The organism is Bacillus sp. ISL-51 (genome assembly GCF_018613535.1).
Classification (GTDB): domain Bacteria; phylum Bacillota; class Bacilli; order Bacillales; family Bacillaceae; genus Bacillus.
In genome coordinates this window covers 149,820-170,721 of sequence record NZ_JAGGQB010000006.1, presented here as the reverse complement: position 1 = coordinate 170,721, position 20,902 = coordinate 149,820, and the positions used below count along the sequence as shown (strand labels likewise).

Here is a 20,902-nt window from a genome sequence, read left to right as displayed (position 1 = left end):
CTTCTCTTAAAGAAGGAAAACCGGCAAGAATCAGAGCTCTAGCTCACCCATTCTAAGAAGCTCGACAACGGCTTGCGAACGCCCTTTCACACCCAATTTCTGCATGGCATTTGAAATGTGATTCCGTACAGTTTTTTCACTGATAAACAGCTCGCTTGCAATCTCCTTTGTTGTCTTGTCTTGAACGAGCAATTCGAATACTTCTCTTTCTCTTTTTGTTAGCAGCGGCTTTGATTGAAATTCTTTCTCCTTCAAGTATTGTAACCCTCCTTGCTAAGGTGAGAGCGAATCTAAACGAATGGGTTTATATAGTCAAGATATCATATGTAAGGAGCGCATTGGAGGTGACGTCTCTAAGAGAAATAGTTATTCGTTCAGGAGAGCAGCATTCCTTTCTCTTCCTCCGTCCAGCTGACGGCCTTGCCGCTTTTTTTGGATACTTGGACCATCACGACGGAACCGGTAAAGCATGGCTGGCCTGATTCATTTTCCCCTAGATAATGAAGGGTGACGGACGCGTTTCCGGCCGCACTTGTTTTGACATAGATCCGCAGATTTTCATAAGGCATGACCTGACGCATATAATCACATTGCTGGCTTGCAACAACCGTGATCGTTTCTGTGTTCTCCGCCTTGATGCGGTGCTGTTTGAAGTAGGAGATCCGCGCTTCTTCGAAATAAATGAAAGGGGTTACATTATTCATATGGCCAAACATATCCGTTTCTGAAAAACGTACTGAGACCTCGGTAAAAAACGAGAACGACTTTCTCCATTCTTCAAATGGCATGTCAATATACGGCGGTTTTTTCATAACCTTCAGCTCCTTATAAAAAAGCCTCTCCCGTGCGGAAGAGGCTGTTTTCTGTTTCTTATACTCTGTCGCTTCCGAAGAAATTGCGGAATGCTTGTAAATTGGTATCTCTGTTTAACGCAGCGATTGAAGTCGTCAGCGGAATGCCTTTCGGGCAGGATTGGACACAGTTTTGTGAGTTTCCGCAGTCCCCGAGGCCGCCTTCTGTCATTAGGGCTTCTAAACGTTCGGACCTGTTCATTGCTCCTGTCGGATGAGCGTTAAAGAGACGCACTTGCGACATTGGAGCAGGCCCCATGAATTTAGATTTGCTGTTGACGTTCGGGCAGGCTTCCAGACAAACGCCGCATGTCATACATTTTGACAATTCATATGCCCATTGGCGGCGTTTTTCCGGCATTCTCGGTCCCGGGCCCAAATCGTAAGTCCCGTCAATCGGCACCCACGCTTTGACTTTTTTCAGTGAATCAAACATTCGGCTGCGGTCAACCTGCAGGTCACGGACAACCGGGAATGTTTTCATCGGTTTCAGGCGGATCGGCTGTTCCAGCTTATCGATAAGGGCCGTACATGATTGGCGCGGTTTTCCGTTGATTACCATGGAGCATGCGCCGCACACTTCTTCAAGACAGTTCATGTCCCAAGCCACGGGGGTAGTCTTTTCCCCTTTTGCGTTGACAGGGTTTCTGCGGATTTCCATCAGCGCAGAAATGACGTTCAGATTCGGACGGTAATTGATTTCAAATTCTTCATCGTATGGCGTGCTTTCAGGCGTATCCTGGCGGGTGATAATAAACCGTATCTTTTTCTCACTCATGATTATTTCGCCACCTTCTTCTTCGAGTAATCGCGTTTGCGGGGCGCAATCAATGAAACGTCGACATCCTGATAGTGAAACTCCGGCGCTTCAAACGCACCGGCATGTTTTGCCATCGTCGTTTTAAGGAACTCCTCATCGTTACGTTCAGGGAAATCAGGTTTATAATGCGCTCCCCTGCTTTCGTTTCGGTTGTATGCACCGAGTGTGATAACTCGGGCAAGCTGGAGCATATTAGAGAACTGGCGGGTGAACATGGCGCCTTGGTTGCTCCATTTTGTCGTATCATTGATATTGATTTTCTTATACCGTTCCATTAACTCTTGAATCTTATCGTCTGTTTTCAGCAGCTTGTCATTGTGGCGGACCACCGTCACGTTGGCAGTCATCCATTCTCCAAGCTCGCGGTGCAGCACGTAGGCATTTTCATTGCCGTCCATTTTCATAATATCCGCCCATTTTTCTTCCTCTTTTTTCACATGGGCGTCAAATAGAGTTGAAGGCATATCCTCCGCAGATGATTCAAGGCCTGATACATATTTCACTGCATTCGGTCCGGCAACCATTCCACCGTAGATGGCGGAAAGCAGAGAGTTTGCCCCTAGACGGTTTCCTCCGTGCATTGAATAATCACATTCACCGGCTGCAAACAGTCCGCGGATGCTTGTCATCTGATCGTAATCGACCCACAGACCGCCCATTGAATAGTGGACAGCAGGGAAGATTTTCATCGGAAGCTTGCGCGGGTCGTCACCCATGAATTTTTCATAGATTTCAATAATGCCGCCAAGCTTGATATCAAGCTCTTTCGGATCTTTGTGTGAGAGATCGAGATAGACCATGTTTTCGCCGTTGATGCCGAGTTTTTGATTGACGCACACATCAAAGATTTCGCGTGTCGCAATATCCCGCGGCACGAGATTTCCGTAAGCCGGATATTTTTCTTCAAGGAAATACCAAGGTTTTCCGTCTTTATATGTCCATACTCTTCCGCCCTCACCGCGGGCCGATTCACTCATCAGACGCAGTTTATCGTCGCCCGGGATTGCTGTCGGGTGAATTTGGATAAATTCGCCGTTAGCGTAGTATGCTCCCTGCTGATAGACGATAGATGCAGCAGAACCTGTATTGATCATGCTGTTTGTTGATTTTCCGAACACGATTCCCGGTCCTCCGGTCGCCATGATGACGGCGTCAGAACGGAATGACTCAATTTGCATATTGGTCAGATTTTGGGCTACGATGCCGCGGCATGTTCTGTCGTCATCAAGAACGGCGCCGAGGAATTCCCAGCCTTCATATTTCGTGACAAGCCCCGCAACTTCATATCTGCGCACCTGCTCGTCCAGCGCGTACAGAAGCTGCTGTCCCGTCGTCGCTCCCGCGTATGCGGTTCTGTGATGCTGTGTACCCCCGAAACGGCGGAAGTCAAGCAGCCCTTCCGGCGTTCTGTTAAACATAACCCCCATGCGGTCCAATAAGTGGATAATAGACGGCGCCGCTTCGCACATCGCTTTTACAGGAGGCTGGTTCGCTAAAAAGTCTCCCCCGTACACGGTGTCATCAAAATGCTCAAACGGAGAGTCGCCTTCCCCTTTTGTGTTGACCGCTCCGTTTATACCGCCTTGCGCGCAGACCGAATGAGACCGTTTTACCGGAACGATTGAAAACAGTTTAACGGCTGTGCCCGATTCCGCTGCTTTTATTGTCGCCATGAGGCCGGCAAGACCCCCGCCGACTACGATAATGCTTGATTGACTCATGATAGCCCCTCTCCCTCTAGTAATCTAGTTCTCTTACACAAATGCAAAAATCGCTTTTAGACCCACGTATGAAAGCGCTAAAAATATAATCAGCGTCACGTAAGTCGAAATTCTTTGAGAACGCGGCGTGACAGTGATTCCCCATGTGACCGCAAAAGACCATAAGCCGTTTGAAAAGTGAAAAATCACCGATAAAACGCCTACAATGTAAAAGCCGAGCATGACAGGCGAGCTTAAAATGTTCGCCATCATATCAAAATTGACTTCCGCGCCCATTTGTGCGGCAATCCGTGTCTGCCATACATGCCAGCTGACGAAAATAAGGGTGAGAATACCAGTGACACGCTGAAGCACAAACATCCAGTTTCTGAAATAACTATAGTGGCCAGCGTTGTTTTTCGCAGTAAATGCTATGTACACACCGTAAACCGCATGATAAATTAAAGGTAAGAAAATAATAAAAATTTCTAAGGCGTACCTGAACGGCAGACTGTCCATAAAGCCGGCCGCCTTATTGAACGCATCTGCTCCCCTTGCAGCAAACTGGTTGACGACTAAATGCTGAATTAAAAAGATGCCGACCGGAATGACGCCAAGCAAGGAATGCAATCTTCGAAAATAAAACTCTCTGTTCCCAGACATTACTTTACCCCCTGTTTGATTTAAGTGCGAAATGTACTAAAATCTCTGCCCCCACTTCGTTTCAATTGTAAGCACTTTATTAAAATTTATTGACAATTTCATTTTACTCCTCCCTCAAAAGGGCGTCAAGAAAACGTGTACATAAATTATAATTTTCCGAATTGAACATTTGGCGGGAAAATTTTATTTTCCTGCAATATCATTCTCACATTTTTTCACGAGTTTTAAAGGATCATCCTGTAATCCTCCCCCCTGTTTAAGCTATAATAAACGAAGGAAAGAGGGGAATACATATATGAAGAATAATTATGAAGCAGCTTTAGAAACCTTATCTGAACTTGACGTCAGTGCATACGGCTACGAATTGATCCGGGAAATCGTGCTTCCGGATATACTCGGTCCGGATCATTCATCCATGATGTATTGGGCAGGCAAACGCCTCGCCCGCAAATTTCCTCTTCAATCATGGGAAGAAATCCCCGCCTTCTTTGAAAAAGCCGGATGGGGAACCCTTACAAACGCCGGAACAAAAAAACAGGAGCTTGAATTCGAACTGGAGGGCCCGCTCGTCTCCAGCAGGCTTAAACATCAAAAAGAGCCGTGTTTCCAGCTTGAAGCCGGTTTTATCGCCGAACAGATTCAATTGATGAATGATCAGATTGCAGAATCTTATGAACAAGTAAAGAAAAGAGCCGATAAAGTCGTTCTGACGGTAAAATGGGATATGAAAGATCCCGTGTAAATGAAAAAAGGCGGTGACTGCCAGTCCCGCCTTTTTGGCTTGCCGTTTTATACGGCAGACGGCTGCTTTGAGAGTTCAAACGCATCGTGAAGCGCTTCGACCGCTTTCACCATATCATTTTCACTGACAACCGTTGATACTTTAATTTCAGATGTGCTGACCATTTTCACTTGTACATTTTTTTCAGCCAGTACGGCAAACATTTCCGCAGCCACGCCCGGATTTGACACCATGCCGGAGCCGACAATGGATACTTTCGCTAATTTGCTTTCCGTTTCAATTTTTTCATAATCAAGCGCGTTTTTATATTCTTCAAGCACTGAGACCGTTTGGGCGGCGTCTTCTGTTTTGACAGAAAAGGAAATGTCCGTTTCGCCGCCGCCTGCCTGTGATTGAATAATGATGTCGACATTTATGTTTCGTTTCGCAAGTGTGGTGAAGATGGTAGAAAGTGTTGTCAGTCCGCTTGCGAGGCCTGAAACGGACACCCTTGTGATCTGGTCTTCAAATGCAATTCCTCTGACGATTAAATTCTGCTCCATTGATGATTCCTCCTCGATTAATGTTCCCGCTTCAGGTTCCGTACTTGACCGCACTTCCAAAGGCACTTGATAATTCTTCGCGAATTCAACCGCTCGCGGATGCAGAACGCCGGCCCCGAGGTTTGCAAGCTCCAGCATTTCATCGTAGGAAATCCCCGCCAGTTTTCTCGCTGACCGGACGTAACGCGGATCGGTCGTAAAGACACCGGGAACGTCGGTGTAGATGTCGCATTTATCCGCTTGCAATGCAGCGGCAAGGGCAACTGCGGTTGTATCCGATCCGCCCCGTCCGAGCGTCGTGATTCCGCCGTCTTCTGTCACTCCCTGAAAGCCTGCGACGACTGTGATTTTTCCTTCTGCCAGCCGTGCTTGAATCGCGGTGACATCTATATCCGTGATTCTGGCGCTGCCGTGGACGGCTTCGGTGCGAATGCCCGCCTGCCCGCCTGTATAGGAGACGGCGTCATAGCCTTTTTCCTGAAGCGCCATGGCAAGCAGCGAAATTGTAATCTGCTCTCCCGTAGACAGAAGCATATCCATTTCGCGTTTATTCGGCTCACCGGTAATTTCCGCCGCCAGATTGACCAGCGCGTCCGTTGATTTGCCCATTGCCGAAACGACAACCACGACATCATGGCCTTTTTGTTTTTCAGCAATGGCGCGATTTGCGGCATTTTGAATTTTTTCGGCAGAGCCGACGGAAGTACCTCCGAATTTTTGTACGATAAGACCCATACTAGACCACCCTTTACATTTTGGTTCGTGCGGGTGAGGAGAAAGAGCGCTTTGTCCACAATAAAAAAAGCAATGAGAGGATTTGCTCTCATTGCTTTTTTCATATCATCACGAATGATTATGAACAACGAGATAGCCCTCCAAGAAAATAATTTCTTGACAGCCTTACATTTATTTAATGCAAGGCCAGCAAATGACACCGATGGGATGTTATTCGCTTCGGCGACGCTCCCCTTTCAGCCCTTTTCGCAGAATCCATCATTCTCCAAAGGCTTACTATTGAAGTTCGCACCTCTATCTTCACCATATAACACGATCTTATGAAATTAGTTCACATTCTAGCAGATTTTTCAGTAAAGTACAATACTATTTTTGCAGCTTTTCAAACAGGAGCTGTGCCGCCGCTGCGGGAACGCCCGCTTTCTTAATATCATCAAGGCTTGCTTCCTTCATTTTTTTAACAGAGCCGAAATGCTTCAGGAGCATCTTCTTGCGTTTTTCACCGATTCCGGGTATATCATCCAATACGGATTGAAAGGCGCTTTTTCCGCGAATCTGTCTGTGGAAGCTGATGGCAAAGCGGTGCACCTCATCCTGTATGCGCTGAAGCAAATAAAATTCCTGGCTGTTCCGCTCCAGAAATACCGGCTCAAGCGGGTCGCCGATCAAAAGGTTGGACGTGCGGTGTTTATCGTCCTTCGCCAAGCCCGCTATCGGCACATCCAAACCGAGCTCATTTTCCAGCACGTCACGAGCCGCGTTGATCTGTCCTTTTCCGCCGTCAATGATGATTAAATCCGGCAGCGGAAGGTTTTCGCGGAGCACTCTCGTATATCTTCTTCTGACGACTTCCCTCATTGAACCGTAATCGTCAGGCCCTGTAACGGTTTTAATTTTATATTTGCGGTATTCCTTTTTATTCGGCTTTCCGTCGATAAATACAATCATAGCCGACACCGGGTTTGTCCCTTGGATGTTGGAGTTGTCAAATGCTTCGATTCTGTGCGGCGTATAAATGTTCAGGGCTTCTCCCAGGCCTTCTGCCGCTCCGATTGACCGTTCCTCATCCCGTTCGATTAAGGAGAACTTTTCCCGCAAAGCGATTTTCGCATTTTTATGGGCAAGCATGAGCAGTTCTTTTTTCGGCCCTTTTTTCGGCTGATGCACGCCCGTTTCCAGCAGCTGCTCAATCATGTCTTGGTCAACGCTGTCCGGCACTAAAATTTCCTTGGGCAGAAAGTGATTGTTTTTAGAGTAAAACTGGCCGATAAAGGTGAGAAATTCTTCGTCGGCTTCCTGATACATCGGAAACATGCTGACGTCCCGTTCAATCAGCTTTCCTTGCCGTATGAAAAAGACTTGGACGCACATCCAGCCTTTATCGTACGCATAAGCAAACACATCGCGGTCCACAAGGTCATTCATCGTCATTTTTTGCTTTTCCATCGTTGATTCGATGTGGGTGAGCTGGTCGCGGAATTCTTTAGCCCGTTCAAATTCAAGCTTTTCCGCTGCCTCTGTCATTTTTGACTGCAGTTCTTTTTTGACTTCATTATAACCGCCCTTTAAAAATCTGGTGATGTCTTCGACAAGCTCACGGTTCGTCTCTTCAGAAATATCCTTTACACAAGGCGCCAGGCACTGCCCGAGATGGTGGTACAGACAGACGCGGTCCGGAAGCTTCGAACACTTTCTGAGCGGGTATAAGCGGTCCAGCAGCTTTTTCGTTTCCCGCGCTGCCTGCACATTCGGATACGGGCCGAAATAGCGCCCCTTGTCTTTTTTGACATTTCGGGTGACGATCAGACGCGGATGGCGTTCATGGGTGATTTTTATAAAGGGATAGGTTTTGTCATCTTTCAGCATGACATTGTATTTCGGATCGTACTTTTTGATCAGGTTCATTTCCAAAATAAGCGCTTCAAGATTGGAGGAAGTCACGATATATTCAAAGTCCTCGATTTCCGTCACAAGCCTTTGGGTTTTCGCGTCGTGAGAGCCGGTGAAATAGGACCGCACCCTGTTTTTCAGTACTTTCGCTTTCCCCACGTAAATGACTGTTTTTTGACGGTCTTTCATTAAATAACAGCCCGGCTGATCGGGAAGGAGGGCCAGCTTTTCTTTCAGTTGTTTATTCATACGCTACCCTTCCTTACGTTAGTTCTCTCTTCATTCAGTGTATCACGAACATTTGTTTTTCTCCATTCTCAGCTTTTGGAAGATAAAAAAAGGCGACCCCTTAAAAGGAATCGCCCGGCCGGACATGTCGCTGCCGGCTTACAGGTGTTTGTTTACAAGCTCTTCAAGGGCTTCTTTTGGTTTGAAGCCGACAGAAGTTTCAACAACTTCGCCGTCTTTTAAGACGAGAAGTGTCGGGATGCTCATTACTCCGTATTTACCGGCTGTTTCTTGGTTTTCATCTACGTCGATTTTTACGATTTTTACTTTATCGCCCATTTCTTGATCAAGCTCTTCAAGAACAGGTGCAATCATTTTACAAGGTCCGCACCAAGGAGCCCAAAAATCAGCTAATACGACACCTTCACTTGTTTCAGCTGAGAACGATTGATCAGTTGCTTTTACGATAGCCATTAGTTTATTCCTCCAATTGTCAAATGATGATTTTTAGTATAGCATCTCCCATTCGTTCATGCTAATTTAATGCTTATAATTTATCATCCCCTGATTTTGCCGGAAATAATCTTCTTTATATAGTGTATTATAACTCCTGTGCAGGTGTTCAAACCTTGTTATTTTGATGCCGGCAGCGTAAGTAAAACGACTGCCATCGGAGGCAGTTCCGCACCCAGCTTTCCGTCTTTGACTGTGAATCCGGTGAACGGTTTCGGCTTGACGTTCTCCGGACTGTTGAATGTGTCGCGGGCGTTCATTTTTTCGGAATGCAGGATGGTTCCAAAAGGATTCCCTCTCTTTGTCATCCCCCTCAGCTCAATCTTCACATCGGCCTTTTGCAGATGATCAATATTGCAAAGGCTGATATGGATGTCACCCGCTTTATTTTTCGACGCCGAAATGCTGATTTGAGGCAGCTGTCCGTCTTTCCATTCATATCGGGCCGCTTTTGTTTCTGAAGCTAAAAGGAAAGCATTCTGATGGACTTTAAACATATCAAACACATGATACGTCGGCGTTAACAGCATGTTCTCCCCTTCTGTGAGGATCATCGCCTGCAGCACGTTTACCGTTTGCGCGATATTGGCCATTTGTACGCGGCTTGCATGCTGATGGAAAATGTGAAAGTGAGATGCGGCGACGAGCGCGTCGCGAATTGTATTTTGCTGATAAAGAAAACCCGGATTCGTGCCGGGCTCAGGATCAAGCCATGTGCCCCATTCGTCAATGATCAAACCGACCCGCTTATCCGGGTCGTATTGATCCATGATTGTGCTGTGTCTTGTAATCAGCTCATCCATATGCGCCGCTTTTTTCATCGTAATGAACCATTCATCTTCTGAAAACTCCGTCGCGGAGCCTTTACCCTTCCAGAAGTCTCCCGGTATCGTGTAATAATGCAGGCTTAGTCCATCCATGAGATCAGCAGCTTTTTTCATTAAGATTTCTGTCCAGCGGTAATCGTCAACGTTTGCGCCGCCGGCAATCTTATAGACTTCATTTCCGCTGTAATTGCGGACATAGGTTTGAAAATTGCGGTAGAGATCAGCATAATACTCTGGATGCATATTTCCGCCGCAGCCCCAGTTTTCATTCCCTATGCCGACGTATTTCAGTTTCCACGGTTTTGCCCGTCCGTTTTCCTTTCTCCAATCGGACATAGGAGTGCCCGCCTCAAATGTCATATACTCAATCCAATCGGCCATTTCCTTAACAGTTCCGCTGCCGACGTTTCCGGCGATATACGGTTCGCAGCCGAGCAGATCGCACAGCCTCATAAATTCGTGCGTGCCGAATTCATTGGAATCAATCGTTCCGCCCCAGTGGGTGTTAAGCATGGTTTTGCGTTCACCGACTCCGTTTGCCCAGTGATATTCATCTGCAAAACAGCCTCCCGGCCATCTGAGGACGGGGATGTTCAGCTTCTTCAGAGCCTGTGCGACGTCTGTCCTGATCCCCTCTGCATTCGGAATGTCGGAATCCTTCCCAACCCAGATGCCCTCGTATATCCCTCTTCCCAAGTGCTCTGCGAAATGTCCGTATATATTTTTATTAATTATTCCTTCGATGATATCCGTTTGAATGACTGCCGTGTTTTTAGACAAACTTGATCATTCCTTTCTGATAAAATGAAAAGCACTACAGCCAATCTATGTATCTATGATGTTATGCTGAAATGATCATCTTTAAGTTTGTAAGCGCTTTTACAGAAAGCTTATTATATTCATTCGTACATGTCAACATACCCTTTTATTATTTGTATATTTGTACGAACTAATTTTAAAAAATAAAACCCTCTGACAGCAACTGCCAGAGGGTTTCGGTTACGAATGGATATTAGCGTTTTTAAATTCCTGTGTCAAAAGCGGGACTACTTCAAACAAGTCGCCGACAATTCCGTAGTCCGCTATTTTAAAAATCTCAGCTTCCGGGTCTTTATTTATCGCAACGATGACTTTGCTGTTTGACATGCCCGCCAAATGCTGGATCGCTCCGGAAATGCCGCAGGCGATATAAAGATCCGGTGTGACTACTTTTCCGGTCTGGCCGATCTGGAGCGAATAGTCGCAATAATCCGCGTCGCACGCACCGCGTGAAGCGCCTACTGCCGCCCCTAATACCTCGGCGAGCTCTTCTAAAGGCCCGAATCCTTCTTTGCTTTTCACACCGCGGCCTCCGGCAACGATAATCTTCGCTTCTGATAAATCCACGCCGTCCGCTGTTTTTTTCACTACTTCTTCAATAATTGTCCGTAAATCTGCCGATTCCGCGTCAAGTTGTTCGATGCCGCCTTTGCGGTTTGCGTCTTTTTCTAACGCTTGAATATTATTCGGGCGTATTGTCGCGAAAATCATAGGATCGGTTGAGATGACCCGCTCAAAGGCTTTGCCGGAATAGATCGGTCTTGTAAATACGATATTTTCTCCGGTAACGCTTACATCCGTACTGTCAGAAATCAAGCCTGTTTCAAAACGGGCCGCAAGCTTCGGTGATAAATCTTTGCCCATTGAGGTGTGGCCGAAGATGACCGCATCAGGCTTTTCATTTTCGATCAGATCCCCAAGCACTGCGGCATACCCGTCAGCTGTGTAATGAGCCAGCCCGGGCGCATCGGCTGTGAATACTTTATCAGCTCCATATTGTATAAGCTCGGATGCTGTATCAGCTGCGCCTTTTCCGATCAATACGCCGATCACGTCTCCGCCGCCGGAAATGGTTTTGCCTGCGGCTATAGCTTCAAAGGTGACGTTCCGTAAGGCGCCGTCACGAATTTCTCCGAGTACGATCACTTTTTTTCCCATTCTGACATCCCCCAGTTTCTTTAAATATCGGTTTACACGACTTTGGCTTCTTTTCTCAGCAGTGATACAAGCTCTTTCGCCTGCTCGGCCGCTTCTCCCTCCAGAAGTTTTCCCGCTTCTTTTTGCGGCGGCAGAAAACGTTCAATCGTTTTGATTTTCGGAGCGACATCATCCTCGTCAATGTCAAGATCATCAAGCTCAAGCTCTTCCAATGGCTTTTTCTTCGCCTTCATAATTCCCGGAAGCGACGGATAACGCGGCTCATTTAAACCTTGCTGGGCAGTGATAAGAAGCGGCAGAGTCGTTTTAATGATTTCGGTGTCCCCTTCATTATCCTTTTCCGCCACAGCCTCATCCCCTTTGACCGTAAGTTTTGTGATCGTTGTGATGCACGGAATGTTTAAAAGCTCGGCAAGCCTTGGAGCCACTTGGCCGGAACCGCCGTCAATCGCGACATTTCCGCCGAGAATAAGGTCAAAGTCCTGATCCTTCAGATAATGATATAAAATGGCCGATACCGAATATTGATCCGGATCGCTGAGATCGTCGTCAATATTGATTAAAACCGCTTGATCACAGCCCATCGCCAGCGCCGTGCGCAGCTCTTTTTCTGCTTCCTCGCCGCCGACGGTAACCGCTGTAACGGAACCGCCATGCTGTTCTTTCAGCTGAATGGCTTCTTCAATGGCGTATTCATCATACGGATTAATGATAAATTCGGCACCGTCCTCCTGAATCTTTCCTGCTTCAATGACGATTTTTTCTTCTGTGTCAAACGTCCGTTTCATCAGTACAAATAGATTCATGTTCTTATCCCCTTTATCTTCGCCCACCGAATTGAGGCTTTCTTTTTTCGAGAAATGCCTGAATGCCTTCTTTTGCGTCGTCTGATGCAAATGCTTCTCCAAAGCGCTTCGCTTCAAGCTTCAAGCCGCCGTCATAAGAATATACCTTGCTTGAATAAAGGAGCTCAAGCAGATAGGCCATTGACTGCGGGCTTTTTTCCGCGAACTTGCCTGCGAGAGCCTTTGCTTTTGCAAGCAGCTCCGCCTCATCCTTGGCGCCGATCGTGACAAGCCCGAGGCTGAGCGCTTCTTCCCCGGTAACAGGCTCTGAGGTGCCGATCATCTCGAGCGCTTTCGCCGTTCCGACGTACCGGGGCAGGCGCTGCGTCCCGGCAAACCCGGGAATGATGCCTAAATTCAGCTCAGGCAAGCCGAGCTTGGCGTCCATTGTGGCGATTCTGATATGGCAGGCCATTGCAAGCTCAAGCCCGCCGCCGAGCGCAGCGCCGTGAATCGCTGCGATCACGGGCTTCGGAAATCCTTCGATTCTTTCCATCAGCTGCTGGCCTTTATCCGCCATGGCAGAAGATTGTTTAAGATTTTCAAGTGAAGTGAATTCCTTTATATCCGCTCCCGCCGAGAAAAATTTCCCCTCACCGCGAATGATGATGCTTCTTACGCCGTCATCCGCTTCACACCGGTCAAACATACCGGACAGTTCATCTAAAATTCGGCCGGATAGCGCGTTGGCCGGCTGATGATTAATGGTGATCACCGCGACAGACTGTTCAACCGCCATTGAAAGGCTGTTCATCTGTCAACCCCCTTTAGTTTTGATGAATTCCTGACACCAACAGTTCTAAAACTTTGTCTGACAAAGCCGGCAGATCATATTTCTGATCATTCATCACCCACGTTGTCACTGTTTCATCTATTGTCCCGAATATCATCTGCCGGGCGAGGCGGACGTCGAGATTGTCTTTCCATTCGCCCGACTTTATTCCTTCGGTCAAAATGGTGTCCAGCATGTTTAAATAGCCTTTTAAAATATCATTGATTTTCAGGCGCAGCTTGATATTCGACTGTCTGAGCTCAAGCTGGGTTACAATCGCGAGGTGGCGGTCATTGCCGAGCAGCGAAAAATGCTGTTTAATAACGAGAGCCAGTTTTTCCTTTGCCGTCGTTTTTTCTTTTACTTCTTCTTCCATACGTTCAATGAACTGGCCCATCTTTTCTTTGAAGAGCGAGATGAGAATATCTTCTTTATTTTTAAAATATAAATAGATGGTGCCGTCCGCTACACCGGCCTGCTTGGCGATTTTGGACACCTGTGATTGGTGGTAGCCGTTTTCCGCTATGACTTCTACTGCTGCATCAATAATCTGCATATACTTTGGCCGTTTTTGGTTCAATGTCATCGTTCCTTCCTTCGATAAATGAATGACTATTCATTCATAACTTTATGATAAAAAGGAATCTGTACTTTGTCAAGTTTTTCTTTTAAGGGATCTTGTTTTGCTGAACGTCTTCCTCTTCCACTAAACGCCTTCTTAAAATTTTTCCGACGGCCGTTTTCGGAAGTTCCGCTCTGAATTCGTACAGTTTCGGAACTTTGTACGGCGCCAGACGCTCTCTTGCGAACGAATCAAGCTCATCAGCATCTGCCTGTGCGCCTTTCTTCAAAACGATAAATGCTTTGACCGTTTCCCCCCTGTATGAATCGGGGACACCCGCAACGACGATTTCCTGAACCGCTTCGTGTTCATACAGAACCTCTTCGACCTCCCGGGGATAAATATTGTACCCGCCGGCAATAATGATGTCTTTTTTTCGGTCTGCGATATAGAAAAACCCCTCATCGTCCATGTATCCCATATCACCGGTAAACAGCCAGCCGTCTCTGAGCACACGCGCCGTTTCCTCCTGATTGTTCCAATACCCTTTCATCACCTGCGGGCCTTTTACGATCAGCTCTCCATGTTCATACGGACCGGCAAGCCCGCCTGTTTCTTCTGAATAGATTCCGGCATCAGTATTAGGCCAAGGACAGCCGATGCTGCCGGGCTTGTTTTTCCCCCAGATAAAGTTCGAGTGCGTGACCGGAGATGCTTCAGATAACCCGTAGCCTTCCACAAGTTTTCCCCCTGTGACCTTTTCAAACTTCTGCTTTACCTCGACCGGCAGCGCCGCTGAACCGCTCGGACAGCTTTTGATGGACGAGAGATCATATTTGTTCAGTTCAGGATGATGCAAAATGCCGATGTAAATCGTCGGCGCGCCCGGAAATACCGTCGGCTTCAGCCTGTCTATCGTTTTAAGGGTATCCAAAGGATTGAATTTAGGAAGAAGAATCATTTCACAGCCTTGCATAATGGAAAAATTAAGCACGGCGGTTAATCCGTACACATGAAAAAAAGGCACGATCCCCAGCACCTTTTCGGCACCCTTTTTCATTTTATACATCCAGGCCGCACACATTTCTGTATTGGCTTGAATGTTCCGATGCGTGAGCATGACCCCTTTCGGATTGCCTGTGGTCCCGCCCGTATATTGAAGCACGGCAATATCATGCTCAGGGTCAATATCAAAAGCGGGCGCATCTGCCGCTGTTTCGTCTTTTAAAATATCAGATAAGCTGTGAATCTGTTCGTGGCCGTCATAATCGATATGCACCTTTTGTTTTTGTGTAAGTGAGTACAGCATATTTTTCGGAAACGGCAAATAATCTTTTATACTGGTTGTGATAATCCGCTCTACAACTGACAGCGTTTTCATTTTTATCACCTTCGGGAACAGCATATCCAGGGTGATAATGACGCTTGGCGCGCTGTCTTTCAGCTGATATTCAAGCTCATGCTCAGTGTAGAGGGGATTGGTCTGTACGACGATGCCGCCGGCAAACAATACGCCGTAAAAAGCGATGACCGATTGCGGACAATTGGGCAGCATGATGGCGGCTCTGTCTCCTTTTTTCAGTCCTTTTTTCCGCAAAAAGGCGGCAAGCTTTAAAGAATCTGTGAGAACGTCTTGGAATGTGAGTTTTTTTCCGAGAAAATAAATAGCAGTATGGTTCGGGAATTGGGCAGCGGAGTTTGTCAGATTGGATGGCAGGGTTTGTTTGGTAAATTCAAGCTCATGCGGAATCTCATCCGGATATTCAGAAAGCCATGGCTTATCAGACTGCATAAAACCTCTCCTTTCTGTTTTCATATACGCTATTATTATATCAGATGGCTGATCAAAATTGGAAAGTGTTTCATATGATTTTTTCAGCTCAAGGAGTGGTGTTTTTGTTAGAAACATTAAGTCTTGAACCCGGCGTCCCCATCCTGCGCCAGCAGCCGAAGCCGTTTTCATCAGCAGCATTTCTGCTTCACCCTTTTGTCCGAATGCCCATCGGATGGGGGCAAAAGAAGCGAAAGCAGCCTTTTGAGCACATCTATCCGAGCGATGAGGAGATACTTGCATCCGGCGTTCCTGTTTCCTGGAAAGCAGTGATGACCATTTGCGGCTTGCGGTCTGAGAAAGAGACCGCTATTGCCCTCATGACTGCGGCCATGGCTTTACGGGATGAATACGCGAAACCCGATTCAGCCGCGCTGTTAGAGAGGCTGAATGACTGCCCGGATCTTTATTTTCCGAGTGAGGATTACACTTCGGCATTCCTTATTGCGAGCCTGCTGGATGTTTTCCGCTCCAAAGGCTCTGAGCGCTGTACTTATTTTGAGCCGATTGAACAGCAAGGGATGTTTTGACGCCTTTGGAGATATGCGATTTGCTACAGCCTGAAATGGTGATTGCCGATGAACATCTGAATGCCGCTTTTATGGGCGTGTATGATTCTTTTACCACACTGTTTCTTATGAAAGACCAAGACATAGCAGGCATTGTCCGCACAGCAAATTGGGAAGCGGTCATTTGCACCCAATCGACTTGCATCGACTGGTTTTATCCATAAAAAAGGCTGCCGATTGTATATCCGGCAGCCTTTCGTATTATGAGGTCATTAACAGATAAATAAGTCCGATCAACAGAAAAATCCCTGCTGCCGACAGCAGCACTTTCGCAAGCTTCTCCATTTATACCGTCCCCTTAGATCCCGGCGGCCACCACAAATGACAGGCCGACTGAGATGACAAATGAAATAAAGCCGACAGCTCTGTTATCTTTTTCGATTTCTTTATCAATTTTAAAACGGGGGGTAAGAAATTCAAAGATAAAATAGCTGACCAACAGCATGATAAACCCGTATACACCCCAGCCGATCATTTGCATCAGTGAATTATGCTGGGCGATGCTGTGCTGAAAGACATTAGCGATTCCGAGGATTTTCCCCCCGGTCGCCATCGCAACCGCAAGATTTCCTTTTTGGATTTCTTCCCAGTTTTTATAGGTTGTCACCAATTCAAATACGCTTAGAAAAACGACGAGGCACAAGACGGCCACACTGTAATAAGCCGCGATTTCAACAAGCTCATTTTCCCAAAATGCACTCATGACGTTTACTCCCTTTTTATTTTAGTTCGACAATCGTAATGCCTGATCCTCCCTCTCCCGCTTCACCGAACCGGGAGCTTTTGACACTGCGGTGGTTTTTCAGAAGATCCTGCACGCCTTTTCGGAGGGCGCCCGTTCCTTTTCCGTGAATGATGGAAACTCTCGGATAACCGGCGAGCACCGCATCATCTAAATATTTATCCACACGGCTGAGCGCGTTTTCGTAACGTTCTCCGCGCAGGTCAAGTTCAAGGGAAACGTGATAGTCCTTCCCTTTAACGGCGGCGATTGTTTTTTCCTTTTTAGGTTCAGGCGAGGATTTGAGAAATTCGAGATCTTTTTCCTTCACCTTCATTTTGAGAATGCCGATTTGGACATTCCATTCATTTGTGCCGGTTTTTTCAAGCAGTGTTCCTTTTTGCCCGAAGGTGAGCACCTTGACTTCGTCACCCGGCTTCAGCTCGCGTTTTTTCTCTGTTTGTCTTTCGGGCTGCTTTGATTTCTCAAAAGCGGGCATCGCGTCTCCGAGTCGTTTTTTAGCCTCAATCAGCTCGTGATCCTTGAAAGATCTGTGTTCTTGCTTAATCGACCGGAGTTCATGAATGATTTGTTCGGCTTCTTTTGTGGCGGCCTCCAGCTTTTCAGCCGCTTTCTGTTCGGCTTCTTCCAGCATTTTGTCCTTTTGGCCGTTCAGCTCGATGATTTGCTGCTGAAGTTCTTTATGCAGCTTTTCAGCCTCTTTTCTGATTGATTTGGTTTCAGAAAGCTCTTCATCCGCTCTTTTTTTACTTTGTTCCAGTGATGCGATCATCAAATCGACTTCGTTGTGTTCGGCCGTCATTTCTGACTTTGCCTGGCCGATGACATGCTCCGGCAGTCCGAGACGCCTTGAAATTTCAAAAGCGTTGCTTCGGCCCGGAACTCCGATTAAGAGCTTATAAGTCGGCGAGAGCGTCTCAATGTCAAATTCAACGCTCGCGTTCATGACGCCTGTCCGGTTATACCCGTAGGCTTTCAGTTCCGGATAGTGGGTTGTCGCGAGGACTCTGGCGTTTGTCCGGTGAACTTCGTCGAGAATGCTCATCGCAAGCGCCGCCCCTTCCTGCGGGTCTGTTCCGGCGCCAAGCTCATCAAACAGCACAAGACTGTTTTCACTGACGTCTTTTAAAATGCCGACGATATTTACCATGTGGGATGAGAAGGTGCTTAAGCTTTGTTCAATGGACTGTTCATCACCGATATCGGCAAAGACATTGTCGAACACAGCGGCTTCGGAACCCTCGTCAGCCGGTATGTGCAAACCCGCCTGCGCCATGATCGTCAGCAGTCCGAGCGTTTTTAACGTGACGGTTTTACCGCCTGTATTCGGTCCCGTGATGACAATGGTTGTATAGCCTCCCCCAAGCTCGATATCATTAGCCACCACCTGCTCTTGAGGCAATAACGGGTGACGCGCTTTTTTCAGCCGGATGAAACCTTCGCCGTTCATCATCGGTTTTGTCGCCTTCATTGCTTTTGCGTATCTCGCTTTGGCAAAAATAAAATCAAGTGTTTGCAGCACTTCCACGTTTTGAACCAATTCATGTGTATGTTCTGCCGTATGCTCTGTCAAAACCCGGAGAATCCGTTCAATTTCCTGTTTTTCTTTTACCTTCGCCTGCTGAAGCGAGTTATTCATATCAACGATCGCCTGCGGTTCAATGAACAGAGTCGCGCCGGAAGAAGAGGTGTCATGAACGATTCCTCCGTAGCTTGATCTGTATTCCTGTTTGACCGGGATGACAAAGCGGTCATTTCGGATCGTGACGATAGTGTCAGACAGCATTTTTGAGGCCGAAGAAGAGCGCAGCATCGATTCAAGCCGGTCTCTGACTCTTGATTCAAGCGTCCTGAGCTGCGTACGGATTCCTCTTAATGCATCGGACGCATGGTCAAGCACTTCGCCATGATCATCAATACAGGAGTTAATCTCGCGCTCCAAATCGCTTAACGTAATCAATTGCTCCGCATGGGCTTCAATCAGCGGAATGTCGACGCCGTCCTCCGTCATTTGGCTGATAAAATGCTTCATTTGTTTGACGGCATACAGCAGCCCGGAAATTTCGGTGAATTCCGCGGGAGTCAGCACACTGCCGATTTCCGCGCGCCGCAGAGCGGCTCTGATATCGGTCAGCCCGCCAAAAGGGGCATGGCCTCTCAAGCGCACGACTGCGGATGCTTCTTCGACTTCATCCAGCTGTTTTTGGATTTCAGCCAGATCCGTCAAAGGTTTTAGCTGCAGAAGCATCTCTTTGCCGAGCGATGAAGCGGCATGAGCGGTAATTTGTTCTTTTACTTTATGAAATTCAAGTGATGATAACACTTTTTGCTGCACGGTTATGTGGTCCTCCTTACTTAATCATTGCGCTTCAGAAATGCTTTGACCTCACTTAGCGGCCGGGCATTTAAGACGTGTTTTCTTTCAGTCCAGCCTTTGCGCGCAGCTGTTACGCCCGTTTTCATGTCGCTGAGCATCTCAATATTATGGGCATCTGTATTAATAACCAGGGTTACGCCTTTATCGTTCGCTTTCATCAGATGTTCCGTCCGTAAATCGAGGCGCGCAGGGTTTGCATTTAATTCAAGCGCCGTATTTGTTTTTGCGGCAAGCTCTATGAGCATGTCGATGTCGACTTCATAGCCGGCCCGTCTGCCGATCAGGCGGCCCGTCGGGTGTGCGATAATATCCACGTGCTTATTGGTCAGCGCCTGTTCAAGCCGTTTCATAATGACATGCTCCGGCTGGCTGAAGCTTGAGTGAATGGAAGCGATGACAAGGTCCAACTCGGAGAGCACGCTGTCATCATAATCAAGCGAGCCGTCAGGCAGGATATCCATTTCCACGCCTTTAAAGATATGAAAGTTTTCAAATTCAGCATTTAATGCGTCAATTTCTTCCGCCTGTTTTCTGAGGCGTTCCGCCGTTAAACCGTTGGCCACTTTTAAATATTGCGAGTGGTCGGTGATCGCCATGTACTGGTAGCCTTTTGCCATGCACGCTTCTGCCATTTCTCTGATGGAAAAAGCGCCGTCGCTCCAGGCGGAGTGCATGTGAAGATCCCCTTTTATATCCGCTAGTCCGATCAAATCCGTTTCTTCGTGGTAGGTTTCGACCTCCTGCCCGCTTTCCCGGAGCTCCGGGGGAATCAACGGCAGGCCGAAATGTGCATAAAAGGCCTCTTCACTCGGGAAGGTTTTGACTTCTCCGGTTTCAATTGTTTCTACACCATATTCGCTGATTCGTTCACCGCGTTCTTTCGCGAGCTGTCGCATTTTAATGTTGTGGTCTTTGGACCCTGTGAAATGGTGCAGTGTCGTCGGGAATTGTTCATCTGTCACAAGACGAAAATCCACACTTGTTTCATATTCAAAGGACAGGGTGACTGATACCTTTGTATCGCCGCTTGCTATGACGTTTTTTATGTTCGGCAGTGAGAGAAGCTGATCCCTTACTGACGCCGGATTGTCCGTTGCGATAATGTAATCAAGGTCTTTCACCGTTTCCCGCGCTCTTCTCAGACTTCCTGCCCTGGAAAACCTCACAATATCCGTAAAACCGGCCAAATGCTCTTCGATTACTGAAGCGATGCCGAGCGCATAGCCGATCGGAAAACGTTCCGGCTGTTTTCCGGCTTCTCCCAAAGCCTGAAGGATTTTTTCTTCCGTTTTTTTGCCGAATCCGGCAAGCCCCTGTACTTTTTGCTGTTCGCACGCTTCTTTCAGCGATTCCGCGTCATGCACGCCGAGCTCTTGATACAGCTTGGCGATTTTTTTGCCGCCAAGCCCCGGAAGCTTCAAAAGAGGCACTAACCCTTCCGGAACCTCTTTCTGCAATTGGAGAAGCGTGCTTGATACGCCTTCCTTCATATATTCGCGAATGACGCTGTAGGTGCCTTTTCCGATGCCGGATAAAGACATCATGTCGTCGATTTCCGACAGGCTGCGGTCATCCTGCTCCAGCGCGGCGGCCGCTTTACGGAAGGCTGATATTTTAAACGGGTTGTCCCCTTTCAATTCCATATAGACCGCAATCGTTTCAAGCAGCCGGATGATATCTTTTTTATGCATCTGTTTAACCCCCAGTCGTTTCCTG

General features: G+C 47.4%; 20 protein-coding genes and 1 riboswitch. Of the genes, 3 read left to right on the top strand and 17 right to left on the bottom strand.

Going from position 1 to position 20,902, the window contains the following annotated elements:
* Positions 1–30: 30 nt before the first annotated feature.
* From gerE to sdhC, 5 genes are all read right to left on the bottom strand, one after another.
* A complete protein-coding gene (gene gerE / locus J7E26_RS09470; RefSeq protein WP_003184172.1) occupies positions 31–255 on the bottom strand; it encodes a spore germination transcription factor GerE in 225 nt (74 codons plus the stop codon).
* Between the two features lie 119 nt (positions 256–374).
* A complete protein-coding gene (locus J7E26_RS09465) occupies positions 375–812 on the bottom strand; it encodes an acyl-CoA thioesterase (RefSeq protein ID WP_214798051.1) in 438 nt (145 codons plus the stop codon).
* Positions 813–870: 58 nt separating this feature from the next.
* The gene (gene sdhB, locus J7E26_RS09460) at positions 871–1,629 is read right to left on the bottom strand and encodes a succinate dehydrogenase iron-sulfur subunit (protein WP_214798050.1); all 759 of its coding nucleotides are present in this window, start codon (positions 1,627–1,629) and stop codon (positions 871–873) included.
* A gap of 2 nt (positions 1,630–1,631) precedes the next feature.
* On the bottom strand, positions 1,632–3,392 hold the full coding sequence (gene sdhA, locus J7E26_RS09455; protein ID WP_214798049.1) for a succinate dehydrogenase flavoprotein subunit: 1,761 nt from the start codon (positions 3,390–3,392) through the stop codon (positions 1,632–1,634).
* A 33-nt stretch (positions 3,393–3,425) separates the two neighbouring features.
* On the bottom strand, positions 3,426–4,034 hold the full coding sequence (gene sdhC / locus J7E26_RS09450; protein WP_061523027.1) for a succinate dehydrogenase cytochrome B558: 609 nt from the start codon (positions 4,032–4,034) through the stop codon (positions 3,426–3,428).
* A gap of 295 nt (positions 4,035–4,329) precedes the next feature.
* Between sdhC and J7E26_RS09445 the strand changes: the two genes are divergently transcribed.
* The gene (locus tag J7E26_RS09445) at positions 4,330–4,776 is read left to right on the top strand and encodes a YslB family protein (protein ID WP_061523028.1); all 447 of its coding nucleotides are present in this window, start codon (positions 4,330–4,332) and stop codon (positions 4,774–4,776) included.
* A 47-nt stretch (positions 4,777–4,823) separates the two neighbouring features.
* On the opposite strand, the gene J7E26_RS09440 is transcribed toward J7E26_RS09445, so the two are convergent.
* The 9 genes from J7E26_RS09440 to J7E26_RS09400 all read right to left on the bottom strand — a co-directional run bounded on the left by J7E26_RS09440 (position 4,824) and on the right by J7E26_RS09400 (position 15,459).
* Positions 4,824–6,053, bottom strand: a complete 1,230-nt coding sequence (locus J7E26_RS09440) for an aspartate kinase (protein WP_214798048.1) — start codon at positions 6,051–6,053, stop codon at positions 4,824–4,826.
* A gap of 125 nt (positions 6,054–6,178) precedes the next feature.
* Positions 6,179–6,358: riboswitch (Lysine riboswitch) on the bottom strand.
* A gap of 61 nt (positions 6,359–6,419) precedes the next feature.
* Positions 6,420–8,192, bottom strand: coding sequence for an excinuclease ABC subunit UvrC (gene uvrC, locus J7E26_RS09435; protein WP_214798047.1), 1,773 nt, complete (start codon positions 8,190–8,192; stop codon positions 6,420–6,422).
* A gap of 138 nt (positions 8,193–8,330) precedes the next feature.
* Positions 8,331–8,645 (bottom strand): thioredoxin, encoded by a 315-nt coding sequence (gene trxA, locus J7E26_RS09430; RefSeq protein WP_061523030.1) that lies wholly within the window; start codon positions 8,643–8,645, stop codon positions 8,331–8,333.
* Between the two features lie 158 nt (positions 8,646–8,803).
* Complete coding sequence (locus J7E26_RS09425) at positions 8,804–10,291, bottom strand: alpha-N-arabinofuranosidase (RefSeq protein ID WP_214798046.1); 1,488 nt, start codon at positions 10,289–10,291, stop codon at positions 8,804–8,806.
* A gap of 219 nt (positions 10,292–10,510) precedes the next feature.
* Complete coding sequence (locus J7E26_RS09420; protein ID WP_214798045.1) at positions 10,511–11,488, bottom strand: electron transfer flavoprotein subunit alpha/FixB family protein; 978 nt, start codon at positions 11,486–11,488, stop codon at positions 10,511–10,513.
* Positions 11,489–11,520: 32 nt separating this feature from the next.
* Positions 11,521–12,294, bottom strand: a complete 774-nt coding sequence (locus tag J7E26_RS09415) for an electron transfer flavoprotein subunit beta/FixA family protein (protein ID WP_214798044.1) — start codon at positions 12,292–12,294, stop codon at positions 11,521–11,523.
* 13 nt (positions 12,295–12,307) lie between these two features.
* Positions 12,308–13,087 (bottom strand): enoyl-CoA hydratase, encoded by a 780-nt coding sequence (locus J7E26_RS09410; protein WP_214798043.1) that lies wholly within the window; start codon positions 13,085–13,087, stop codon positions 12,308–12,310.
* Between the two features lie 13 nt (positions 13,088–13,100).
* A complete protein-coding gene (locus J7E26_RS09405; protein ID WP_061523149.1) occupies positions 13,101–13,685 on the bottom strand; it encodes a fatty acid metabolism transcriptional regulator FadR in 585 nt (194 codons plus the stop codon).
* An 88-nt stretch (positions 13,686–13,773) separates the two neighbouring features.
* The gene (locus tag J7E26_RS09400; RefSeq protein WP_214798041.1) at positions 13,774–15,459 is read right to left on the bottom strand and encodes an AMP-binding protein; all 1,686 of its coding nucleotides are present in this window, start codon (positions 15,457–15,459) and stop codon (positions 13,774–13,776) included.
* A 104-nt stretch (positions 15,460–15,563) separates the two neighbouring features.
* Here J7E26_RS09400 and J7E26_RS09395 point away from each other — a divergent pair, with 104 nt between their 5' ends.
* Together J7E26_RS09395 and J7E26_RS18255 are read left to right on the top strand one after the other, a co-directional pair.
* On the top strand, positions 15,564–16,028 hold the full coding sequence (locus J7E26_RS09395; RefSeq protein ID WP_251034445.1) for a DUF2711 family protein: 465 nt from the start codon (positions 15,564–15,566) through the stop codon (positions 16,026–16,028).
* Positions 16,029–16,048: 20 nt separating this feature from the next.
* Complete coding sequence (locus J7E26_RS18255) at positions 16,049–16,231, top strand: DUF2711 family protein (protein WP_251034443.1); 183 nt, start codon at positions 16,049–16,051, stop codon at positions 16,229–16,231.
* Positions 16,232–16,365: 134 nt separating this feature from the next.
* Here J7E26_RS18255 and J7E26_RS09390 read toward each other — a convergent pair whose 3' ends face one another.
* From J7E26_RS09390 to polX, 3 genes are read right to left on the bottom strand one after another with little or no spacing between them, the layout of a single operon-like run.
* Entirely contained in the window at positions 16,366–16,770 is a 405-nt protein-coding gene (locus J7E26_RS09390) for a DUF350 domain-containing protein (RefSeq protein WP_214798039.1), read from the bottom strand.
* A 16-nt stretch (positions 16,771–16,786) separates the two neighbouring features.
* Positions 16,787–19,144 (bottom strand): endonuclease MutS2, encoded by a 2,358-nt coding sequence (locus tag J7E26_RS09385; protein WP_214798038.1) that lies wholly within the window; start codon positions 19,142–19,144, stop codon positions 16,787–16,789.
* 20 nt (positions 19,145–19,164) lie between these two features.
* Complete coding sequence (polX, locus tag J7E26_RS09380) at positions 19,165–20,877, bottom strand: DNA polymerase/3'-5' exonuclease PolX (RefSeq protein WP_214798036.1); 1,713 nt, start codon at positions 20,875–20,877, stop codon at positions 19,165–19,167.
* Positions 20,878–20,902 lie beyond the last annotated feature (25 nt).

What these genes read in the sequence shown, in the direction of transcription:
- trxA (WP_061523030.1), bottom strand. Translation starts at nt 8,645, where the DNA reads ATGGCTATCGTAAAAGCAACTGATCAATCGTTCTCAGCTGAAACAAGT.
- J7E26_RS09390 (WP_214798039.1), bottom strand. Translation starts at nt 16,770, where the DNA reads ATGAGTGCATTTTGGGAAAATGAGCTTGTTGAAATCGCGGCTTATTAC.
- J7E26_RS09415 (WP_214798044.1), bottom strand. Translation starts at nt 12,294, where the DNA reads ATGAATCTATTTGTACTGATGAAACGGACGTTTGACACAGAAGAAAAA.
- sdhB (WP_214798050.1), bottom strand. Translation starts at nt 1,629, where the DNA reads ATGAGTGAGAAAAAGATACGGTTTATTATCACCCGCCAGGATACGCCT.
- J7E26_RS09400 (WP_214798041.1), bottom strand. Translation starts at nt 15,459, where the DNA reads ATGCAGTCTGATAAGCCATGGCTTTCTGAATATCCGGATGAGATTCCG.
- J7E26_RS09420 (WP_214798045.1), bottom strand. Translation starts at nt 11,488, where the DNA reads ATGGGAAAAAAAGTGATCGTACTCGGAGAAATTCGTGACGGCGCCTTA.
- polX (WP_214798036.1), bottom strand. Translation starts at nt 20,877, where the DNA reads ATGCATAAAAAAGATATCATCCGGCTGCTTGAAACGATTGCGGTCTAT.
- J7E26_RS09410 (WP_214798043.1), bottom strand. Translation starts at nt 13,087, where the DNA reads ATGAACAGCCTTTCAATGGCGGTTGAACAGTCTGTCGCGGTGATCACC.
- J7E26_RS09465 (WP_214798051.1), bottom strand. Translation starts at nt 812, where the DNA reads ATGAAAAAACCGCCGTATATTGACATGCCATTTGAAGAATGGAGAAAG.
- J7E26_RS09440 (WP_214798048.1), bottom strand. Translation starts at nt 6,053, where the DNA reads ATGGGTCTTATCGTACAAAAATTCGGAGGTACTTCCGTCGGCTCTGCC.
- sdhA (WP_214798049.1), bottom strand. Translation starts at nt 3,392, where the DNA reads ATGAGTCAATCAAGCATTATCGTAGTCGGCGGGGGTCTTGCCGGCCTC.
- uvrC (WP_214798047.1), bottom strand. Translation starts at nt 8,192, where the DNA reads ATGAATAAACAACTGAAAGAAAAGCTGGCCCTCCTTCCCGATCAGCCG.
- J7E26_RS09445 (WP_061523028.1), top strand. Translation starts at nt 4,330, where the DNA reads ATGAAGAATAATTATGAAGCAGCTTTAGAAACCTTATCTGAACTTGAC.
- sdhC (WP_061523027.1), bottom strand. Translation starts at nt 4,034, where the DNA reads ATGTCTGGGAACAGAGAGTTTTATTTTCGAAGATTGCATTCCTTGCTT.